Origin of the sequence: Janthinobacterium sp. 17J80-10 (assembly GCF_004114795.1) — a bacterium.
Taxonomy (GTDB): domain Bacteria; phylum Pseudomonadota; class Gammaproteobacteria; order Burkholderiales; family Burkholderiaceae_D; genus Paucimonas.
On sequence record NZ_CP035311.1, the window covers coordinates 3,663,205 to 3,679,222 of the forward strand.

Here is a 16,018-nt window from a genome sequence, read left to right on the forward strand (position 1 = left end):
GGGATATCGCCATGCCTTCAGCCGAGCTGATCCAGTATGCCGGCGCCGCGCTTTTCGCACTGGCGGTGCTGCATACGTTTTCCACGAAATTTTTCGACCATCTGTCGCATGCCCACCCGCGCCACGCAGGCCTGTTTCATTTGCTGGGCGAGGTCGAGGCGGTATTCGGCTTCTGGGCGATGGTGCTGATCCTGTTCATGGCGGCCACCGCCGACCTTAACACCGCCATCGGCTACCTGGAGCGGCAAAATCTCACAGAGCCATTGTTCGTATTCGTGATCCTGGTCATGGCCGGCACGCGTCCCATCCTGCACCTGGCGCGGCGCCTGGTCGACTGGATTGCGGCGGCGCTGCCGCTGGCGCCATCGCTGGCCTACTACGTGACTTGCCTGACGCTCGTGCCCCTGCTCGGTTCCATCATTACCGAGCCTGCCGCCATGACGCTGGCCGCGCTGCTGCTGCGCGACCGCTATTACAGCCAGCCGATCTCGCCGCGCCTCAAATATGCGACCCTGGCGGTACTGCTGGTGAATGTATCGATCGGCGGCGTGCTGACGCCTTATGCGGCACCACCGGTGCTGATGGTGGCGGCAAAATGGGGCTGGGACTTTTCCTTCATGCTGGCCATGTTCGGCTGGAAGGCCGTGCTGGCCGTTGTCATCAATGCCGCGGGCGCCGCCTGGCTGTTTCGCCGGGAACTGGCCGGGCTGGCAGTGCCTTCCACAAATGCGGACCAACAATCCATGCCGGCGCTGGTAATCACCATCCACCTGCTATTTCTGGCAGGCGTGGTATTTTTCAACCACCATCCGGTCGTATTCTTTGGCCTGTTCCTGTTCTTCCTCGGTTTCACCGAAGCCTACAAAAAATACCAGGACACGCTGATGCTGCGCGAAGGCTTGATGGTGGCGTTTTTCCTGGCCGGCCTGGTGATCCTGGGCAGCCAGCAGCAATGGTGGCTGCAGCCCCTCCTGGCCGGCATGGATGCGACCGTGCTCTTTTTCGGCGCCACGGCGCTCACCGCCATCACTGACAATGCTGCGCTGACTTACCTCGGTTCGCTGGTGGAAGGCCTATCCGATACGGCCAAGTACGCGCTGGTCGCGGGCGCCGTCGCTGGCGGCGGCCTGACCGTGATTGCCAATGCGCCGAATCCGGCAGGCTTTGCCATCCTCAAGGGCAGCTTTGATGAAGAATCCATCAGCCCGCTGGGCCTGTTCGCCTGCGCGCTGCCGCCAACCATCGTCGCGATGCTGTGCTTTTTGCTGCTGTAAATTATTTTTTCTTGCTGCCGATCCGGCTTTCCTTGCCGGCCAGCAGATTGCCAATGTTGGCACGGTGCCGGTAAAGCAGCAGCGCACTCATCGCCAGCACCGCCAGCAGAATTTCATCGACGCCGAACAGCAAGCCATAGTAGAACGGCGCAAATACCGCCGCAATCAATGCCGCCAGCGAAGAATAGCGGAAGGCATAGGCGACGATCAGCCAGGTCGCCAGCGTTGCCAGGCCCAGCCAGCCATTGATACCCAGCAGCACGCCCAACGCCGTGGCCACGCCCTTGCCGCCGACAAACTTAAAAAAGACCGGCCACAGGTGGCCGACGAATACCGCCAGCGCAACCAGGGCAATGCCGCCATCGCCGAGACCATACTGCGGCCCGAACACCTGCGCCAGCCATACCGCCAGCCAGCCCTTGAATGCATCGCCCAGCAATGTCAGTACTGCCGCGGCCTTGTTACCGCTGCGCAGGACATTGGTGGCGCCGGGATTTTTGGAACCGTAGGTGCGCGGATCGGCCAGGCCGAAGACGCGGCTGACCACCACGGCAAACGACAGGGAACCGATCAGGTAGGCCGCCAGCGCAAATAACAAAACAGTCATTATTTCTCCTTGAAACTTTGATTAATTCTTCAAGCGCTCAATCTTCGAGCGCGCAATTCACCGGCTTGGCTTGCAGGCACGCCAGCAGCACTTGCGGATCCAGTCCCACCAGGTAACCGCGCCGGCCGCCGTTGATGTAAATCTTTTCCAGCGCCAGGATACTTTGCTCCACATACACGGGCATCGCCTTGCGGGTGCCGAAGGGCGAAGTGCCGCCGACCAGGTAGCCGGAGTGGCGGTTGGCCACTTCCGGCTTGCAGGGCTCGACCGACTTGCAGCCAATTTGCCGCGCCAGGTTCTTGGTGGACACCTTGCGGTCGCCATGCATGAGCACGATCAACGGCTTTGCCGTCTCATCCTGCATCACCAGTGTCTTGACCACGCAGTGCTCGTCCACCCCCAGCGCACGCGAGGACACTCCCGTGCCGCCATGCTCTTCGTAGGTGTACGGATGCTCGCTGAAAGCAATGCCCTGGCGGCGCAGGAATTGTGTCGCCGGCGTTTCGGAAACGTGTTCTTTTTTTGCCATGCCGTGTTACGCTAAACCCGTTCGCAGATTGTTTCGCAGATTCAAACCGGGGGCTATTATGCAACAAGAAATCCGCTTTGCGACCTTCAATGTATGCAATCTGGCGCCGCCGGGCATGACTTTCTACGACAACCTGCCGCCGTACACCCCGGAAGAATACGAGGACAAGCTGAACTGGCTGGCGCGCAAGATCGATGAAATCGATGCCGATATCATCGGCTTCCAGGAAATCTTTTCGCAATCCTGCCTCAGGACCGTGCTGGCGCGCACGCGCAATTACCGCGAAGCCCTGCATGCCGGCTTCGACCCGGATCCGGCAATCGAACCACTCACGCCCAGCGTGGCACTGGTGTCGCGCTTGCCGTTCGCAGCGCCGCCCGCCGCTTTCCATGCCTTGCCGCCTGCCCTGCTGGCAAGCCTGGCCAAACTGGACAGTCCCCTGACGCGCTTCACCCGTCCCCTGCTGCACGTGCAGGTGCAGGCAACGCCGCAATTGACCGTCAATGTCCTGGTGGTGCACCTCAAATCCAAGCGCCCGGACTATCTCGACGGCGAGGATGTGGCCGATCCGGCGCTGTTCGACCTGGCGTCGCTGCGCTCGCTCTACCGGCGTGGCACCGAGGCGCTGGGCCTGCGCCATGTCGTCGACGCCCTGATGCCGCAAGGCGGCCATGCGCCGCTGGTGGTCATGGGCGACTTCAACGACATCGCCGAGGCGGTGACGACGCAGCTGGTCACCGGTGCCGGGCGGCCGCCGGCGGAGGTGGACAGTTTCGGCCGGCGCCTGTTCGACAGTTACCGCATCCAGGCACGGCGCGATTTTTCGCGCGATGTCGGCTACAGCCACATGCACGAAGGTGTCTTCAACACCATCGACCATATCCTCGTGTCGAAGGAATTCCATCCGGACTGGCCGGATGCGCCGGGCGCGGTAACGGAAGTGATGTACCTGAACGACCACGTGCAACTGAACAGTGCGCAAGCTTCCGATCATGGCGCGGTGCTGATGCGGCTGGCATTGACCGACAGGGCGGTACCGCTTCTCTGAGGCAGCTTGTCGCGCGTTCAGCCGCGCGGATGGTGTTGCGCGTGCAATTGCTTCAGGCGCTCGCGCGCCACATGCGTATAGATCTGGGTAGTGGAAATGTCGGCATGCCCCAGCAGCAATTGCACCACGCGCAGGTCGGCGCCATGGTTGAGCAAGTGCGTGGCGAAGGCGTGACGCAAGGTGTGCGGCGACAGCGGCGCATTGATGCCGGCCTTGAGGGCGTGCTTCTTGATCAGTATCCAGAACATTTGCCGCGTCATGGCGCCGCCACGGCCGGTAACAAACAGCGCATCATCGCTCTGGCCATTCAGGATAGCCGCCCTGGCTTCTTTCAGGTAGCGCTCGATCCAGGCACGTGCTTCTTCGCCAAACGGCACCAGGCGGGTCTTGTTGCCCTTGCCGGTAATGCGCAGCACGCCCTCGTTCATGCCGACCTCGACCGACTTGAGCAATACCAGTTCGGACACGCGCAAGCCGCTGGCGTACATCAGTTCCAGCATGGTGCGGTCGCGCAAGCCCAGCGGCGTGGCGGTATCCGGCGCACCCAGGAGCGCCTCGACCTGCGCCTCGCTCAGGGTCTTGGGAAAGCGCGGCGGCTGCCTGGCCGACTGCATGTGCAGGCAGGGGTCGGCATCGATTCTTTTTTGCCGCAGCGCCATCTGGTAAAAGCGCTTCAGCACTGCCAGGCGCCGGTTGGCTGAAGTGGCCTTGGTATCGGCATGGCGGGCGGCGAAATAGGCGTGCAAATCCTCGGCTTGGGCGGCGTGCACATGACGGCCGCGTTCGATGCGCAGCCAGCCCGCGAACAGGCGCATGTCGCGCCGGTAGGCTTCGAGGGTATTTTTCGCCAGGCCGTCTTCCAGCCAGAGGCTGTCGCAGAATTCATCGATGGCGGCCAGATCGGCCGCCTCCAGGACAGGCGCCGCGGCAGGCCGGCCCCGGCGCGGAATGGGGACACCGGCCATCAGAGTTGCGCGCCTTCGTGCGCCAGCAGCCAGCGCTTGACGCCGACATGAAAGCCGGTCGCATCGCCATGATTGGAAAAACCGCCCAGGCCGCCGCTGGCAGTCACGCGGTGGCAGGGAATCGCCAGGGGAAACCAGTTCGCACCGCACGCCTGGCCGACCGCGCGCGGGGCCGAGCCGATCGCCCTGGCAACGGCGCCATACGTCAGCACCTGGCCGCGCGGAATGGCGCTGATCGCTTGCCAGACCTTGCGCTGGAAAGGCGTGCCCGCTTCCACCAGGGGCAAGTCAAATCGGAAATCGGGATCCTGCAGGTAGCACGCGATCTGGCGCATCGCCTTTTCGGCCAGGGCATTGACGGGCGCCTGCGCGGCAAAGGACGGTGGCAGGTAGACCAATTCCTGCACCCATTCTTTGCTGCAGCGGATGCCCATGAAACCGAAAGCGGCGGGGACAATGGCGGCAAACACTGTGCTGGTCTCTGGTGAATTCATGGCAAAAGAGCTTAGCGCAAAATCCACGGCAGCGGAACCGCCAATAAAAAGGGCGCGTCTTGCGACGCGCCCCAATCTTTGCTCTGACATTTCGGACCGCTTTGCCAGCGGCATTCTCAAAACGCCTGTCTCCTCGTCACACGGTGCAATCCGTCTTTATTATCGCTCCTGCGGTGCCGCTAGCGCTGGCACTGCGCTCCTTTGTTGCCTTCTTGCCAAAAATCAATTATCCGGCAGGATCATGCTGGGTGACCGAATGTGCGGTACCTAACACAAGAAAGCTACTGGGTTGAAACTTTATCAGCGAAAACCAAATCCGATCTGATAAAAATCAGAAGATTTAGAGTTTTACTTGGGTTTAATGCAACAATATTTGTGTTATTTCACCAGCAACACCGGCGCCCTCGCCAGATTCAAAATCTTCAATGACACCGACCCCAGCAGCAGGGTAGAAAGCTGGTTCTGGCCACGTGCCCCCATGACGATTTCATCGATCCCCTGTTCGTTGGCAAAACGGGCAACCACTTCGGCGGGGTCACCGACGAAAACATGCGGCATGTACGGAATGCCGGCATCGTCCAGTGTCTTGCTGGCAGAGGCGAGGGCCTTGGCGCCATCTTCCTGGTGCAATTGCCTGATCTGCGCAGCGTTGACAAAAGCGCTGACACCGCCATGTACCGGGTATTGCACGTTGATGAGGTGCAGTTCGGCCGTTTCCCGCCCGGTCTGGATTTTTTGCACCAGGTAGGCCAGCGCACGCAAGGCGCTAGGCGAATCGTCAATAGGAATCAGGATCTTGGACATTTGCCCTCCACAGTTAATAGCTTGGATTACTTGTTCTGGAATATATCAGGAAGCCTGGGGCGGCTGGCCCGGGCGTTTTCCCTCGGCCAGGTCGTCCAGTGCCGGTGCACGCCGCGCCTGCGTGCGGGCAGCCAGCGCTTTGCCGATGGCCACGACAAGAATGGCACCGACCACCGGCCCCACCCATTTCGCCAGCGGGAACGCCGCCATCACGGCATCGTGGACGGCCACGTCCGACACCAGCATGCCACCGGCAATCCAGCCAAGCAGGGCGCCGCCAGCCACAACCACGATCGGGAAGCGGTCCATCAGCTTGATCACCAGTTGGCTGCCCAAAAGGATGATGGGGATCGACAGCAAGAGGCCGAAAATCACCAGGCCCAGGTGGTCGCCTGCCGCGCCGGCAATGGCAATGACGTTATCCAGGCTCATCACCGCATCGGCGATGATGATGGTCTTGACCGCGGCAAACAGCGTCGTGCCGGCTTCGATGTTATGCCCACCCTCTTCCGGTTCCGGCTGCAAGAGCTTGGTGCCGATCCAGAACAGCAGCACGGCGCCGATAATTTTCAGGTAAGGGACCGCCAGCAGGCTGACAGCAAAAAAGATCAACACAATGCGCAAGCCGATGGCGCCCACCATGCCCCACAGGATGCCGAGCTTGCGTTCGCGCGCCGGCAGACGGCGGCACGCCAGGCCGATCACGACAGCATTGTCGCCGCCCAGCACGATATCGATGGCGACGATCTGCAACAGGGCGATCCAGAACTGCGGGCTGGTGAAATCCATGATTACCTTTCAAGTATTGCAATTGCATACATAATGCGAATCCGGCATTATGCGCTGTTCCGGGACCGCTGAAAATCATTGGCTTGCAGAAACATGGCATGCCGGGTATCTTTCCAGCTTCTTTTCTGTTGTTGCTCCCGCCTCCCGGTTTCATGTCCATCGCCTCCCTCCTGCTGCCCGACTTCACGCTCATCGTGCTCGGTTTTATTTTGTTCCGGGTGACCAACTGGGGCCAGGCATTCTGGAGCGGCGCGGAAAAGCTGGTGTATTACGTCCTCTTTCCCGCCCTGCTGTTTTATTCGACCACGCGCGCACCGCTGGATTTTTCCAGTACCGGCAAGCTCCTGCAGACGGCGATGCTGTCCCTGGCCGGCGGCATTGCGTTGGGCTGGCTTGGCAAGCCGCTGTTTCGGCCAGGGCCGATGCTGTTCGAGTCTGGTGTCCAGACCGCCTTCCGTTTCAATTCCTATATCGCCCTGGCGGTGGCCTCGCGCCTGGCAGGCGATGAAGGCGTCGGCCTGATGGCATTGATCATCGGTTTTGCCGTGCCGACCGCAAACATGGCGGCAGTCCATGCGCTCACCCGCAAGGATGGCGGCCTGCTGCGCGAAATGGCAAAGAATCCGATGCTGGTCTCGACCCTGTGCGGCGTACTGTTCAACCTGGCAGGCTTGCAGGTGCCGGAAGTGCTGGGCGCGAGTCTGTCGCGGCTGGGCAATGCCTCGATTGCGCTCGGGCTGATCATGGTCGGCGCCGGATTGCGCATGTCGGGGTTGCATGAAGCCAAGGGGATGGCGGCCTGGTTTACCACCGTCAAGCTGCTGGCGATGCCGGCGCTGGCACTGGTGATCGGCCATTGGCTGGCATTGCCACGCCTGCAGTTGCAGATCGCCGTCATGTTCGCGGCCCTGCCGACGGCGTCCAGCGCCTATGTGCTGGCGGCGCGCATGGGCGGCAACGGCCCCTTTGTCGCCTTCCTGATTTCGGCGGGCACCGTGCTGTCGATCCTTACCCTGCCGATGTGGCTGGCGCTGGCTGGCGGAGCTTGACCTGTCGGTGCTGCGCCAGCGCCCAGTCCACGTGCTCACGCACCACTTCCGAAGCATGCCCGATGCGCGCCTCGAGCGCCGCCACCATCGCCGGCTGAGGGCCAGCAGCGGCCGCGTTGCCTAGCGCAACCGCAATATTGCGCAGCCAGCGCTCATGACCGATGCGGCGGATCGGACTGCCTTCGAGGCGCTGGTTGAATTCGTCCTCGCTCCAGGCAAACAGTTCGACCAGGCTGGCGTCATCGAGGCCATTACGCACGGCGAAATCCGGCAAGACCGCGCGCTGGGCGAACTTGTTCCAGGGGCACACCAGCTGGCAATCGTCGCAGCCGTAGACGCGATTGCCGATCAGCGGGCGCAACTCTTCCGGAATACTGCCTTTCAGCTCGATGGTCAAATAGGAAATGCAGCGCCGCGCATCCAGCTTGTAGGGGCCGAGGATGGCCTGCGTCGGGCAGGCGTCGATGCAGGCATGGCAGGCGCCGCAATGGTCCGATACCGGCGCATCCACCGGCAGCGGCAAGTCGGTAAAAATCTCGCCGAGAAAAAACATCGAGCCCGCCTGCCGGTTCAGCAGCAGGGTATGCTTGCCGCGCCAGCCAAGGCCGGCGTGGCTGGCCAGCGCCACCTCCAGCACCGGCGCCGAATCGGTGAATACGCGATAGCCGAACGGCCCCGCGGCTTCCGCGATGCGATCTGCCAGGCGTTGCAGGCGGGATCGCAAGACCTTGTGGTAATCGCGTCCGCGCGCATACACCGACACCACGGCGGCACCCGGCTCTGCCTGGCGGCCATGCTCGCGTGCGCGCCAGCTTTCCGGCGCTTCTTGCGGCAGGTAATCCAGGCGGGCCGAAATCACCCGCACGGTGCCCGGCACCAGATCGGCAGGACGGGCGCGCTTCATGCCGTGGCTTGCCATATAATCCATTTCACCATGCATGCCGGCGTCCAGCCAGGCTTGCAGGCCCGCTTCTTCCTGCTTCAGGTCGATGCCTGCAATGCGCACCTCGGCCAGGCCCAGTTCGCGGCCCCAGGCGGGAATGGCTTGCGCGAGCGCGAAAAAGTCGGGTTGCGTGGTCATCTGGGCACAGGCCAATTGGGAAAATGAAAACGGAGCAATGTTGCGCTCCCTGATCCGGGATTCAAGAGATGCGCCATTTTAAAACCTTTCTGCATGACGAGGCCGGCACCCTGGCACTGGGCGAATCGCTGGCTCTGGCGCTGGCGCCGGGATTGACCATTTACCTGCACGGTGACCTCGGCGCCGGCAAGACCACCCTGACGCGCGCCCTGTTGCATGCGGCCGGCCACAGCGGCCATGTCAAAAGCCCAACTTACACCCTGGCCGAACCCTATACCGTCACCCTCGGCGGCAAGCCCGTCGAGGTGATCCATTTCGACCTCTATCGCATGGGTAGTCCGGAAGAGTTTCTGGATGCCGGTTTTCGTGAACATTTCAATCCTGACACCATATGCCTGGTGGAATGGCCAGAAAAAGCCGCTGGCGTGTTGCCCGCCCCCGACATTGAGGTGTTTCTTGGCATCAATGAAGACGGACGTGATGTAGAATTGCAAGCATTATCCGACCAGGGTAGCGCATGCCTCGAACGACTCCACTTCGCCCCCAACCTGTAAAACCAGCGACTCTTGCGTCGCAGAAGCGGCGTACTGTTCTCGGTGCCGGCGCCACCCTCCTGCTTTCCGTCCTGACACCCTTGCCGGCCCACGCCGCGCGCATTGTTGCCGTGCGTGTCTGGCCGGCCGAAGATTACACCCGTGTCACGCTGGAAAATGACAGTGACTTGAAAGTCAGCCACTTCCTGGTCAAGGATCCGGACCGCCTGGTGGTGGATATCGAGGGCGTCGAGCTGAACCCGACGCTCAAGGAACTGGTCGCCAAGATCCAGTCCAACGATCCCTACATCAAGCAGGTGCGGGTTGGCCAGAACCGTCCCGGCGTGGTGCGCCTGGTATTCGACCTGAAGTCGGCGGTCGACCCGCAGGTATTTACGCTGGCGCCGGTGGGCGCCTACCAGCACCGCCTGGTGTTCGACCTCTACCCGGTCAACCCGCCCGATCCGATTGAAGTATTGATTGCCCAGAGCAATGCCAAGGAAGCGGCGGGCAGCAGCTCGCGGCCGCAGGCCGAGCCTGTCCATGAGCCCAAGCCGGCTGAGCCGCGCATCGCCAGGGCAAAGCCGGAGGAACCGGCAGCGCCGCAACTCACGCGCATGATCACGATCGCGCTCGACCCTGGCCATGGCGGCGAAGACCCCGGCGCGATCGGGCGCGGCGGCAGCCGGGAAAAGGATGTCGTGCTGGCGATTGCCAAGCGCCTCAAGGCCAGGATCGAGGAGCAGCCCAACATGCGGGTGATGATGACCCGCGATGCCGATTTCTTCGTGCCGCTGCATGTGCGCGTGCAAAAGGCGCGCAAGGTGCAATCCGACCTGTTCGTCTCGATCCATGCCGATGCCTGGGTCGAACCGACCGCACGCGGCGCTTCGGTATTTACCCTGTCGGAAAAAGGCGCTTCGTCGACGGCGGCGCGCTGGCTGGCCAGCAAGGAAAATGCCGCCGACCTGATCGGTGGCGTCAATATCAAGGTGCATGACAAGCAACTGGCCAGCGTGCTGCTGGATTTATCGACCACCGCCCAGATCAATGACAGCCTCAAGCTGGGCAAGGCCGTGCTGCGAGAAATCGGCGGCATCAACCGCTTGCACAAGCCGCAAGTCGAACAGGCCGGGTTTGCAGTATTGAAAGCACCGGATATCCCCAGCATCCTGATCGAGACGGCATTCATCTCGAACCCGGAAGAAGAAGCCAAGCTGACCGACGACACGTACCAGGAACAGATGGCCGACGCCATCCTGACAGGCATCCGCAAGTATTTTGCGAAGAATCCGCCGCTGGCGAAAAACCGCCTGACGTAACAACCCTACCAACAACAAGCACCACACAAGCAACCATAAAAGAAACGAGGGAGAAAAATTGAATATCGCCACCACCCGGGTCGGGACCCGGCTCAGCATTGGCTTCGCGCTGGTCATGCTCCTGGCGGGCATGTTGACGGCGCTGGGGATCTTTCACATGGCGCAAATCCAGCATCGCCTGGAAAAAATCCTCACAGTCAATAACGTCCAGAGCCGTCTTACCGCGACGATGCAGGTCTCTGTGATGGACCGCATGGTTGCCTTGCGCAACATCGTGCTGGTCACCGATGCCAGCGAACTGGAGCAGGAAATCGAGCACATCCGTGAAATGAACAGGCAGTATCTCAGCGCTGAAGAGCAGCTGGAACAAATGCTTGCCGCCCCCGGAGAAGACGGCGCGGAAGGAAAGGCCTTGCTGGGGAAAATCAAGGAAGCCTCGTCTGCGGCCCTGCCATTGATGACCAAGGCCATGGAACTGGGACAGGCGCAGCAAACAGCCGAGGCGACCCGGATCTTGCTGGCAGAAGTGCGGCCGGTGCAAAAGCAATGGATTGCCGCCCTCGACGACATGGCCAAGCTGGTCAACAAGCAAAGCATCATGTACGGCTTCGACTCTGCCAACGAGTATGGCAAGACGCGCAACCTCATGCTGGCGCTGGCCGGCATCGCCCTGCTGATGGGCGTGGTCGCCGCTTTCCTGATTACCCGCAGCCTGCTGCGCCAGCTGGGCGGTGAACCTTCCCATGCCGTGCAGCTGGCCGAGCGCATTGCCGCCGGCGACCTGACCGTTGCCATCGACACCAAGGCCGGCGACCAGTCCAGCATGCTGCATGCACTGCGCGAAATGCGCGACAGCCTGGCGAGCCTGGTGGGCCAGGTGCGCAACGGCACCGATGCCATTGCCAGCGCCTCGCGCGAAATCGCCGCCGGCAACATGGACCTGTCCTCGCGTACGGAAGAACAGGCAAGCTCGCTGGAACAGACTGCGTCCTCGATGGAAGAACTCACCTCGACGGTCAAGCAGAACGCCGAAAATGCGCGCCAGGCCAACAGCCTGGCACTGTCGGCCTCGGACGTGGCAAGCCAGGGCGGCGCGGTGGTGTCGCAAGTGGTCGATACCATGGGCTCGATCAATGCATCGTCGAAAAAGATTGTCGACATCATTTCCGTCATCGACGGCATCGCTTTCCAGACCAATATCCTGGCGCTAAACGCCGCCGTGGAAGCGGCGCGCGCCGGCGAACAGGGGCGCGGTTTTGCCGTGGTGGCAGCCGAAGTGCGCACGCTGGCGCAGCGCTCGGCGGCGGCAGCCAAGGAAATCAAGGAACTGATCGGCGACTCCGTGGAAAAAGTCGATACCGGCGCCAGGCTGGTCGACCAGGCTGGCTCCACCATGCAAGCCATTGTCGACAGCATCCGGCGCGTCACCGACATCATGGGTGAAATCAGCGCCGCCAGCCAGGAACAGACTGCCGGCATCGAGCAGATCAATCTGGCCATCACGCAGATGGATGACGTTACCCAGCAAAATGCGGCGCTCGTGGAAGAGTCCGCCGCTGCCGCGCAAAGCATGCAATCCCAGGCCGACAGGCTGTCGCAGGTGGTGGGCGTCTTCAAGATCAATGGCGCGGCAAGCGCCGGCAGCGGCAAGCGCGCCCTGGCCAACGCAAAGGCGGCCAAGCCCCGATCGAGCGCGCCAGCGCTTGTCAGTGCGCCGGCAAAGGCAGTCAAGCCGGCCAGCCCGGCGGCAAGCGCCGCCGCCCGCGCCCCGGAGCCGGAACGCAAGCTGGCGCTGGCACGCGCCAAGGACAACGACGATTGGGAAGAGTTTTAAGGGCAGCCGCTGAACACGACTGCGCAACTGGCGCGGCGCCTCAGGATGGGCGGCGCGCCATTTTTTTGTAAAACTTCCACAGGCCGCCCAGAATCAGCGGCACCACTGCAGCACCGATACCGATCAGCACGATGGTATTGAGATGGTCGCGGATCAGCGGGATATTGCCGAAGAAATAACCGGCCGTCACCAGGCCCGCCACCCACAGGATCGCGCCAGTAAAGTTAAAGAGCTGGAACTTGGCGAAGGTCATTTCCGAGACGCCGGCGACAAATGGCGCAAAGGTGCGAACGATGGGCACGAAACGCGCCAGCACGATGGTCTTGCCGCCATGGTTTTCATAAAACATGTGGGTCTTTTGCAAGGCAGCCTTGTCCAGCCAGCGGTAATCATGCGTGAAGACCTTATGCCCGATGGCGCGCCCGATCCAGTAATTGAGGGTATTGCCGGTGACAGCGGCAATAATCAGCAATGTCATCAGCAACCAGGGATCCATATGCCCGGTCGCGCAAAAAGCGCCGGCGACAAACAGCAGGCTGTCGCCTGGCAAAAACGGCAAGACGACCAGGCCGGTTTCGCAAAATACGATGGCGAACAGCAGTACATAGATCAGGGTACCGTACTGTTCAATGACGAGGCCCAGTGATTTGTCGACATGCAGGATCATGTCGAGGAATTGCATGAAGTCCATAATCTCCCCTAAGTGCGGCGTCATGATACACCACCTTGCCGCAGCGGAAATTGCGCAGGACGCATTTACCAGCGTGCAAAATTACAAGCGCCGTGCCTGCAGTGCCCGGTACGCGCCCACGTTATAATCGCGTCATGAACGCACCGCAGATTGCCCCCCGCCCGATCCAGGCCTTGCCCGACCAGCTGATTTCGCAAATCGCCGCCGGCGAAGTCGTGGAACGCCCGTCGGCGGTGGTCAAGGAATTGCTGGAAAACGCCCTTGATGCCGGTTCGAGCCAGATCACGGTAAGGCTCGAGCAAGGCGGCGTCAAGCGCATTGCCATCACCGACAATGGCCGCGGCATCCCGGCGGAACAATTGCCGCTGGCACTGGCGCGCCATGCCACGTCCAAGATCGCCAGCCTGGCCGACCTTGAAAAAGTCGGCACTTTGGGGTTTCGTGGTGAAGCCCTGGCCTCGATTGCCTCGGTTGCGCAACTGACCCTGACCTCGCGCACGGCAGATGCCGAGCATGCCTGGCAAATCGATGGCGCCAGCCTGAAGGTCGCGCCTGCCTCGGGCGCTACCGGCACCACGGTCGATGTGCAAGACCTGTACTTCAATACGCCGGCGCGGCGCAAGTTCCTGAAGGCAGAACAAACCGAATTCGGCCATTGCGCCGAAGTCGTGCGCCGCATCGCGCTGTCGCGCCCGGACGTAGCGTTTTCGCTCACGCACAATGGCAAGACGGTCGACCACTGGAATGTCAGCGACCACGCCCGCCGCAGCGCCCAGGTGCTGGGCGAGGAATTCGCGCAGGCGCGCATGGCGCTGGAAGAAGCTGCCGGGCCATTGCGCCTGGCCGGTTATGTGGGCTTGCCGACGGCGTCGCGCGGGCGCGCCGACAGCCAGTATTTTTACGTCAACGGCCGCTTCGTGCGCGACAAGCTTTTGACCCACGCAGTGCGCGCGGCCTATCAGGACGTGCTGCACGGCGACCGCTATCCTTCTTACGCGCTGGCACTGGAACTGGATCCGGCCCAGGTGGACGTCAATGTGCACCCGGCCAAGATCGAAGTGCGCTTTCGCGACAGCCGCGCCGTGCACCAGTTCGTCTTCCATGCCGTTACGCGCGCACTGGCGCAGACTTCGGCCACCGCGGCAGGCAGCGTGCCGGCACCGCAGCCGGCAGTGTCCACTGCCCTGCCCTGGATGCGCGAGCAGCAGCAATCCTCCTTCCATGCCCAGTTTGCTGCTCGCCCGGCAGGCGGCCTGGGCGTTGCGCAAAATACGGCACAATACGGCGCCCTGTTTGCCCGTGACGGCGGCAATGCCGCGCCCGATGGCTTTGCCGGCCTGGCGGCCTCACCCTGGCCAGCGGCATCTACACCCGCGCCCTTCGCCGCGTTTGCCGCGGCGCCGTCTGCCGGCGCAGGCAATGACGATGCCCCCTTGGGATACGCGCTGGCGCAATTGCATGGCGTCTACGTGCTGGCGCAGAATGCCCGCGGCCTGGTGCTGGTGGACATGCATGCGGCGCACGAGCGCATCCTGTATGAACAATTCAAGACCGCGCTGGATGACGACGCGCTACAGGTGCAGCCGCTGCTGATTCCGGTGACCTTCCACGCCGACGCAGTGGAAGTCGGCACCGCTGAAGAAAACCGCGATACCCTGCGCTCGCTCGGCTTCGATATCGCCGCGCTGTCGCCCACCACGCTGGCGGTGCGCGCGGTGCCGGCCCTGCTGAAGAATGCCGATGCCCAGACCCTGGCACGCGACGTCCTGCGCGACGTGCGCGAATTCGGCGGCTCGCGCGTTTTGCTGGAACGCCGCAATGAAATGCTGGGCACCCTGGCCTGTCACACGGCGGTACGCGCCAACCGCGCCCTGACGCTGCCGGAAATGAATGCGTTGCTGCGCCAGATGGAACATACCGAGCGCGCCGACCAGTGCAACCATGGCCGCCCGACCTGGGTGCAACTGGCGCTATCCGACCTCGACAAGCTGTTCTTGCGCGGCCAATAGCCAGGTACACCCACCGATGGCTGCCGCTACTTCCCCACGCAAGCCGCTGGTGGTCGCCCTGATGGGGCCGACCGCCTCCGGCAAGACCGCCGCTGCGCTGGAACTGGCGCGCCACGTGCCTTGTGAAATCATCTCGGTCGATTCCGCCCTGGTGTACCGCGACATGGATATCGGCACGGCCAAGCCGACGGCAGCCGAACGTGCCAGCGTGCCGCACCACCTGATCGACATCCTCGACCCCACCGAAGCCTATTCGGCAATGCAATTTCGTCAGGACACGCTGAGGCTGGCAACGGAAATCCGCGCGCGCGGCAAGCTGCCGCTGCTGGTGGGCGGCACCATGCTGTACTTCAAGGCCTTGCAGGATGGCCTGGACGAGTTGCCGCAAGCGGACCCGGCATTGCGCGCTGAGCTGGATCGCGAAGCTGCCGAATTGGGTGTGCCGGCCCTGCATGCGCGGCTGGCAACGCTCGACCCGGAGACGGCGGCACGGTTGAAGCCCAACGATTCCCAGCGCATCCAGCGCGCACTGGAAATCATCACCCTCACCGGCCAGCCGATGTCGCAATTGCTGGCCAGGGCGCCAAAAATAGAATTGCCATTCGAGCTACTCTCGATTGCGCTGGAGCCGTCCGACCGCAGCGTCCTGCATGCCCGGATCGCAGCGCGCTTCGACGCCATGCTGACAGCGCCCGATGGCTTGCTGGAAGAAGTGCGGCGCCTGCGCGCGCGCGGCGACTTGCACCTGGGCTTGCCATCGATGCGCTGTGTCGGTTACCGCCAAGCCTGGGAATACCTGGATGGCGCATGCGACTACGCGGCCATGCGCGAAAAGGGCATCGCCGCCACACGTCAGTTGGCGAAACGGCAATTGACCTGGCTGCGCTCGATGCCGCAGCGGGTCGTGGTGGATTGCCTTGATGCGAACGCGACTGAACAGGTTTGGCAGCAAGTGGCCGCGGCCTTGCTTGACAAACCCTGAAAATCAT

Annotated in this window: 16 protein-coding genes; 8 read left to right on the plus strand and 8 right to left on the minus strand. The window is 62.3% G+C overall.

What is annotated here, in order from left to right:
• Window positions 1–11 precede the first annotated feature (11 nt).
• Entirely contained in the window at window positions 12–1,274 is a 1,263-nt protein-coding gene (locus EKL02_RS16270; RefSeq protein ID WP_128903009.1) for a putative Na+/H+ antiporter, read from the plus strand.
• A gap of 1 nt (window position 1,275) precedes the next feature.
• Here the strand turns inward: EKL02_RS16270 and plsY are convergent, their stop codons facing one another.
• Window positions 1,276–1,881 carry a glycerol-3-phosphate 1-O-acyltransferase PlsY gene (gene plsY / locus EKL02_RS16275; protein WP_128903010.1) on the minus strand — a complete coding sequence of 202 codons (606 nt, stop codon included), beginning with the start codon at window positions 1,879–1,881 and terminating at the stop codon, window positions 1,276–1,278.
• 37 nt (window positions 1,882–1,918) lie between these two features.
• A complete protein-coding gene (gene ybaK, locus EKL02_RS16280) occupies window positions 1,919–2,410 on the minus strand; it encodes a Cys-tRNA(Pro) deacylase (protein ID WP_128903011.1) in 492 nt (163 codons plus the stop codon).
• Window positions 2,411–2,468: 58 nt separating this feature from the next.
• On the opposite strand from ybaK, the gene EKL02_RS16285 reads away from it, so the two are divergent.
• Window positions 2,469–3,458 (plus strand): endonuclease/exonuclease/phosphatase family protein, encoded by a 990-nt coding sequence (locus EKL02_RS16285; RefSeq protein WP_128903012.1) that lies wholly within the window; start codon window positions 2,469–2,471, stop codon window positions 3,456–3,458.
• A 17-nt stretch (window positions 3,459–3,475) separates the two neighbouring features.
• Here EKL02_RS16285 and xerD read toward each other — a convergent pair whose 3' ends face one another.
• The 4 genes from xerD to EKL02_RS16305 all read right to left on the minus strand — a co-directional run bounded on the left by xerD (window position 3,476) and on the right by EKL02_RS16305 (window position 6,510).
• Window positions 3,476–4,423, minus strand: a complete 948-nt coding sequence (gene xerD, locus EKL02_RS16290; RefSeq protein WP_128903013.1) for a site-specific tyrosine recombinase XerD — start codon at window positions 4,421–4,423, stop codon at window positions 3,476–3,478.
• Window positions 4,423–4,917 carry a methylated-DNA--[protein]-cysteine S-methyltransferase gene (locus EKL02_RS16295; protein ID WP_128903014.1) on the minus strand — a complete coding sequence of 165 codons (495 nt, stop codon included), beginning with the start codon at window positions 4,915–4,917 and terminating at the stop codon, window positions 4,423–4,425. The genes xerD and EKL02_RS16295 overlap by 1 nt, the downstream gene beginning before the upstream one ends.
• A 378-nt stretch (window positions 4,918–5,295) precedes the next feature.
• Window positions 5,296–5,721, minus strand: a complete 426-nt coding sequence (locus EKL02_RS16300; RefSeq protein WP_128903015.1) for a universal stress protein — start codon at window positions 5,719–5,721, stop codon at window positions 5,296–5,298.
• Window positions 5,722–5,766: 45 nt separating this feature from the next.
• Entirely contained in the window at window positions 5,767–6,510 is a 744-nt protein-coding gene (locus EKL02_RS16305; RefSeq protein WP_128903016.1) for a TerC family protein, read from the minus strand.
• Between the two features lie 152 nt (window positions 6,511–6,662).
• Here EKL02_RS16305 and EKL02_RS16310 point away from each other — a divergent pair, with 152 nt between their 5' ends.
• Complete coding sequence (locus EKL02_RS16310) at window positions 6,663–7,559, plus strand: AEC family transporter (protein ID WP_128903017.1); 897 nt, start codon at window positions 6,663–6,665, stop codon at window positions 7,557–7,559.
• Here EKL02_RS16310 and queG read toward each other — a convergent pair.
• The gene (queG, locus tag EKL02_RS16315; protein WP_128903018.1) at window positions 7,519–8,640 is read right to left on the minus strand and encodes a tRNA epoxyqueuosine(34) reductase QueG; all 1,122 of its coding nucleotides are present in this window, start codon (window positions 8,638–8,640) and stop codon (window positions 7,519–7,521) included. The two genes, EKL02_RS16310 and queG, sit on opposite strands and share 41 nt — an antisense overlap.
• Before the next feature lie 68 nt (window positions 8,641–8,708).
• On the opposite strand from queG, the gene tsaE reads away from it, so the two are divergent.
• Genes tsaE through EKL02_RS16330 form a run of 3 tightly spaced genes read left to right on the plus strand, consistent with a single transcriptional unit; the run spans window position 8,709 to window position 12,329 of the window.
• The gene (gene tsaE, locus EKL02_RS16320; protein ID WP_128903019.1) at window positions 8,709–9,194 is read left to right on the plus strand and encodes a tRNA (adenosine(37)-N6)-threonylcarbamoyltransferase complex ATPase subunit type 1 TsaE; all 486 of its coding nucleotides are present in this window, start codon (window positions 8,709–8,711) and stop codon (window positions 9,192–9,194) included.
• Window positions 9,158–10,495: an N-acetylmuramoyl-L-alanine amidase gene (locus tag EKL02_RS16325; protein ID WP_128903020.1), complete on the plus strand. Its 1,338-nt coding sequence runs from the start codon at window positions 9,158–9,160 to the stop codon at window positions 10,493–10,495. The genes tsaE and EKL02_RS16325 overlap by 37 nt, the downstream gene beginning before the upstream one ends.
• A 58-nt stretch (window positions 10,496–10,553) precedes the next feature.
• Window positions 10,554–12,329 carry a methyl-accepting chemotaxis protein gene (locus tag EKL02_RS16330; protein ID WP_128903021.1) on the plus strand — a complete coding sequence of 592 codons (1,776 nt, stop codon included), beginning with the start codon at window positions 10,554–10,556 and terminating at the stop codon, window positions 12,327–12,329.
• 40 nt (window positions 12,330–12,369) lie between these two features.
• Here EKL02_RS16330 and EKL02_RS16335 read toward each other — a convergent pair whose 3' ends face one another.
• On the minus strand, window positions 12,370–13,020 hold the full coding sequence (locus EKL02_RS16335; RefSeq protein WP_128903557.1) for a VTT domain-containing protein: 651 nt from the start codon (window positions 13,018–13,020) through the stop codon (window positions 12,370–12,372).
• 134 nt (window positions 13,021–13,154) lie between these two features.
• Between EKL02_RS16335 and mutL the strand changes: the two genes are divergently transcribed.
• Together mutL and miaA are read left to right on the plus strand one after the other, a co-directional pair.
• Window positions 13,155–15,029 (plus strand): DNA mismatch repair endonuclease MutL, encoded by a 1,875-nt coding sequence (gene mutL, locus EKL02_RS16340; RefSeq protein ID WP_128903022.1) that lies wholly within the window; start codon window positions 13,155–13,157, stop codon window positions 15,027–15,029.
• 16 nt (window positions 15,030–15,045) lie between these two features.
• On the plus strand, window positions 15,046–16,011 hold the full coding sequence (miaA, locus tag EKL02_RS16345; RefSeq protein WP_128903023.1) for a tRNA (adenosine(37)-N6)-dimethylallyltransferase MiaA: 966 nt from the start codon (window positions 15,046–15,048) through the stop codon (window positions 16,009–16,011).
• The last annotated feature ends 7 nt before the right edge of the window (window positions 16,012–16,018 follow it).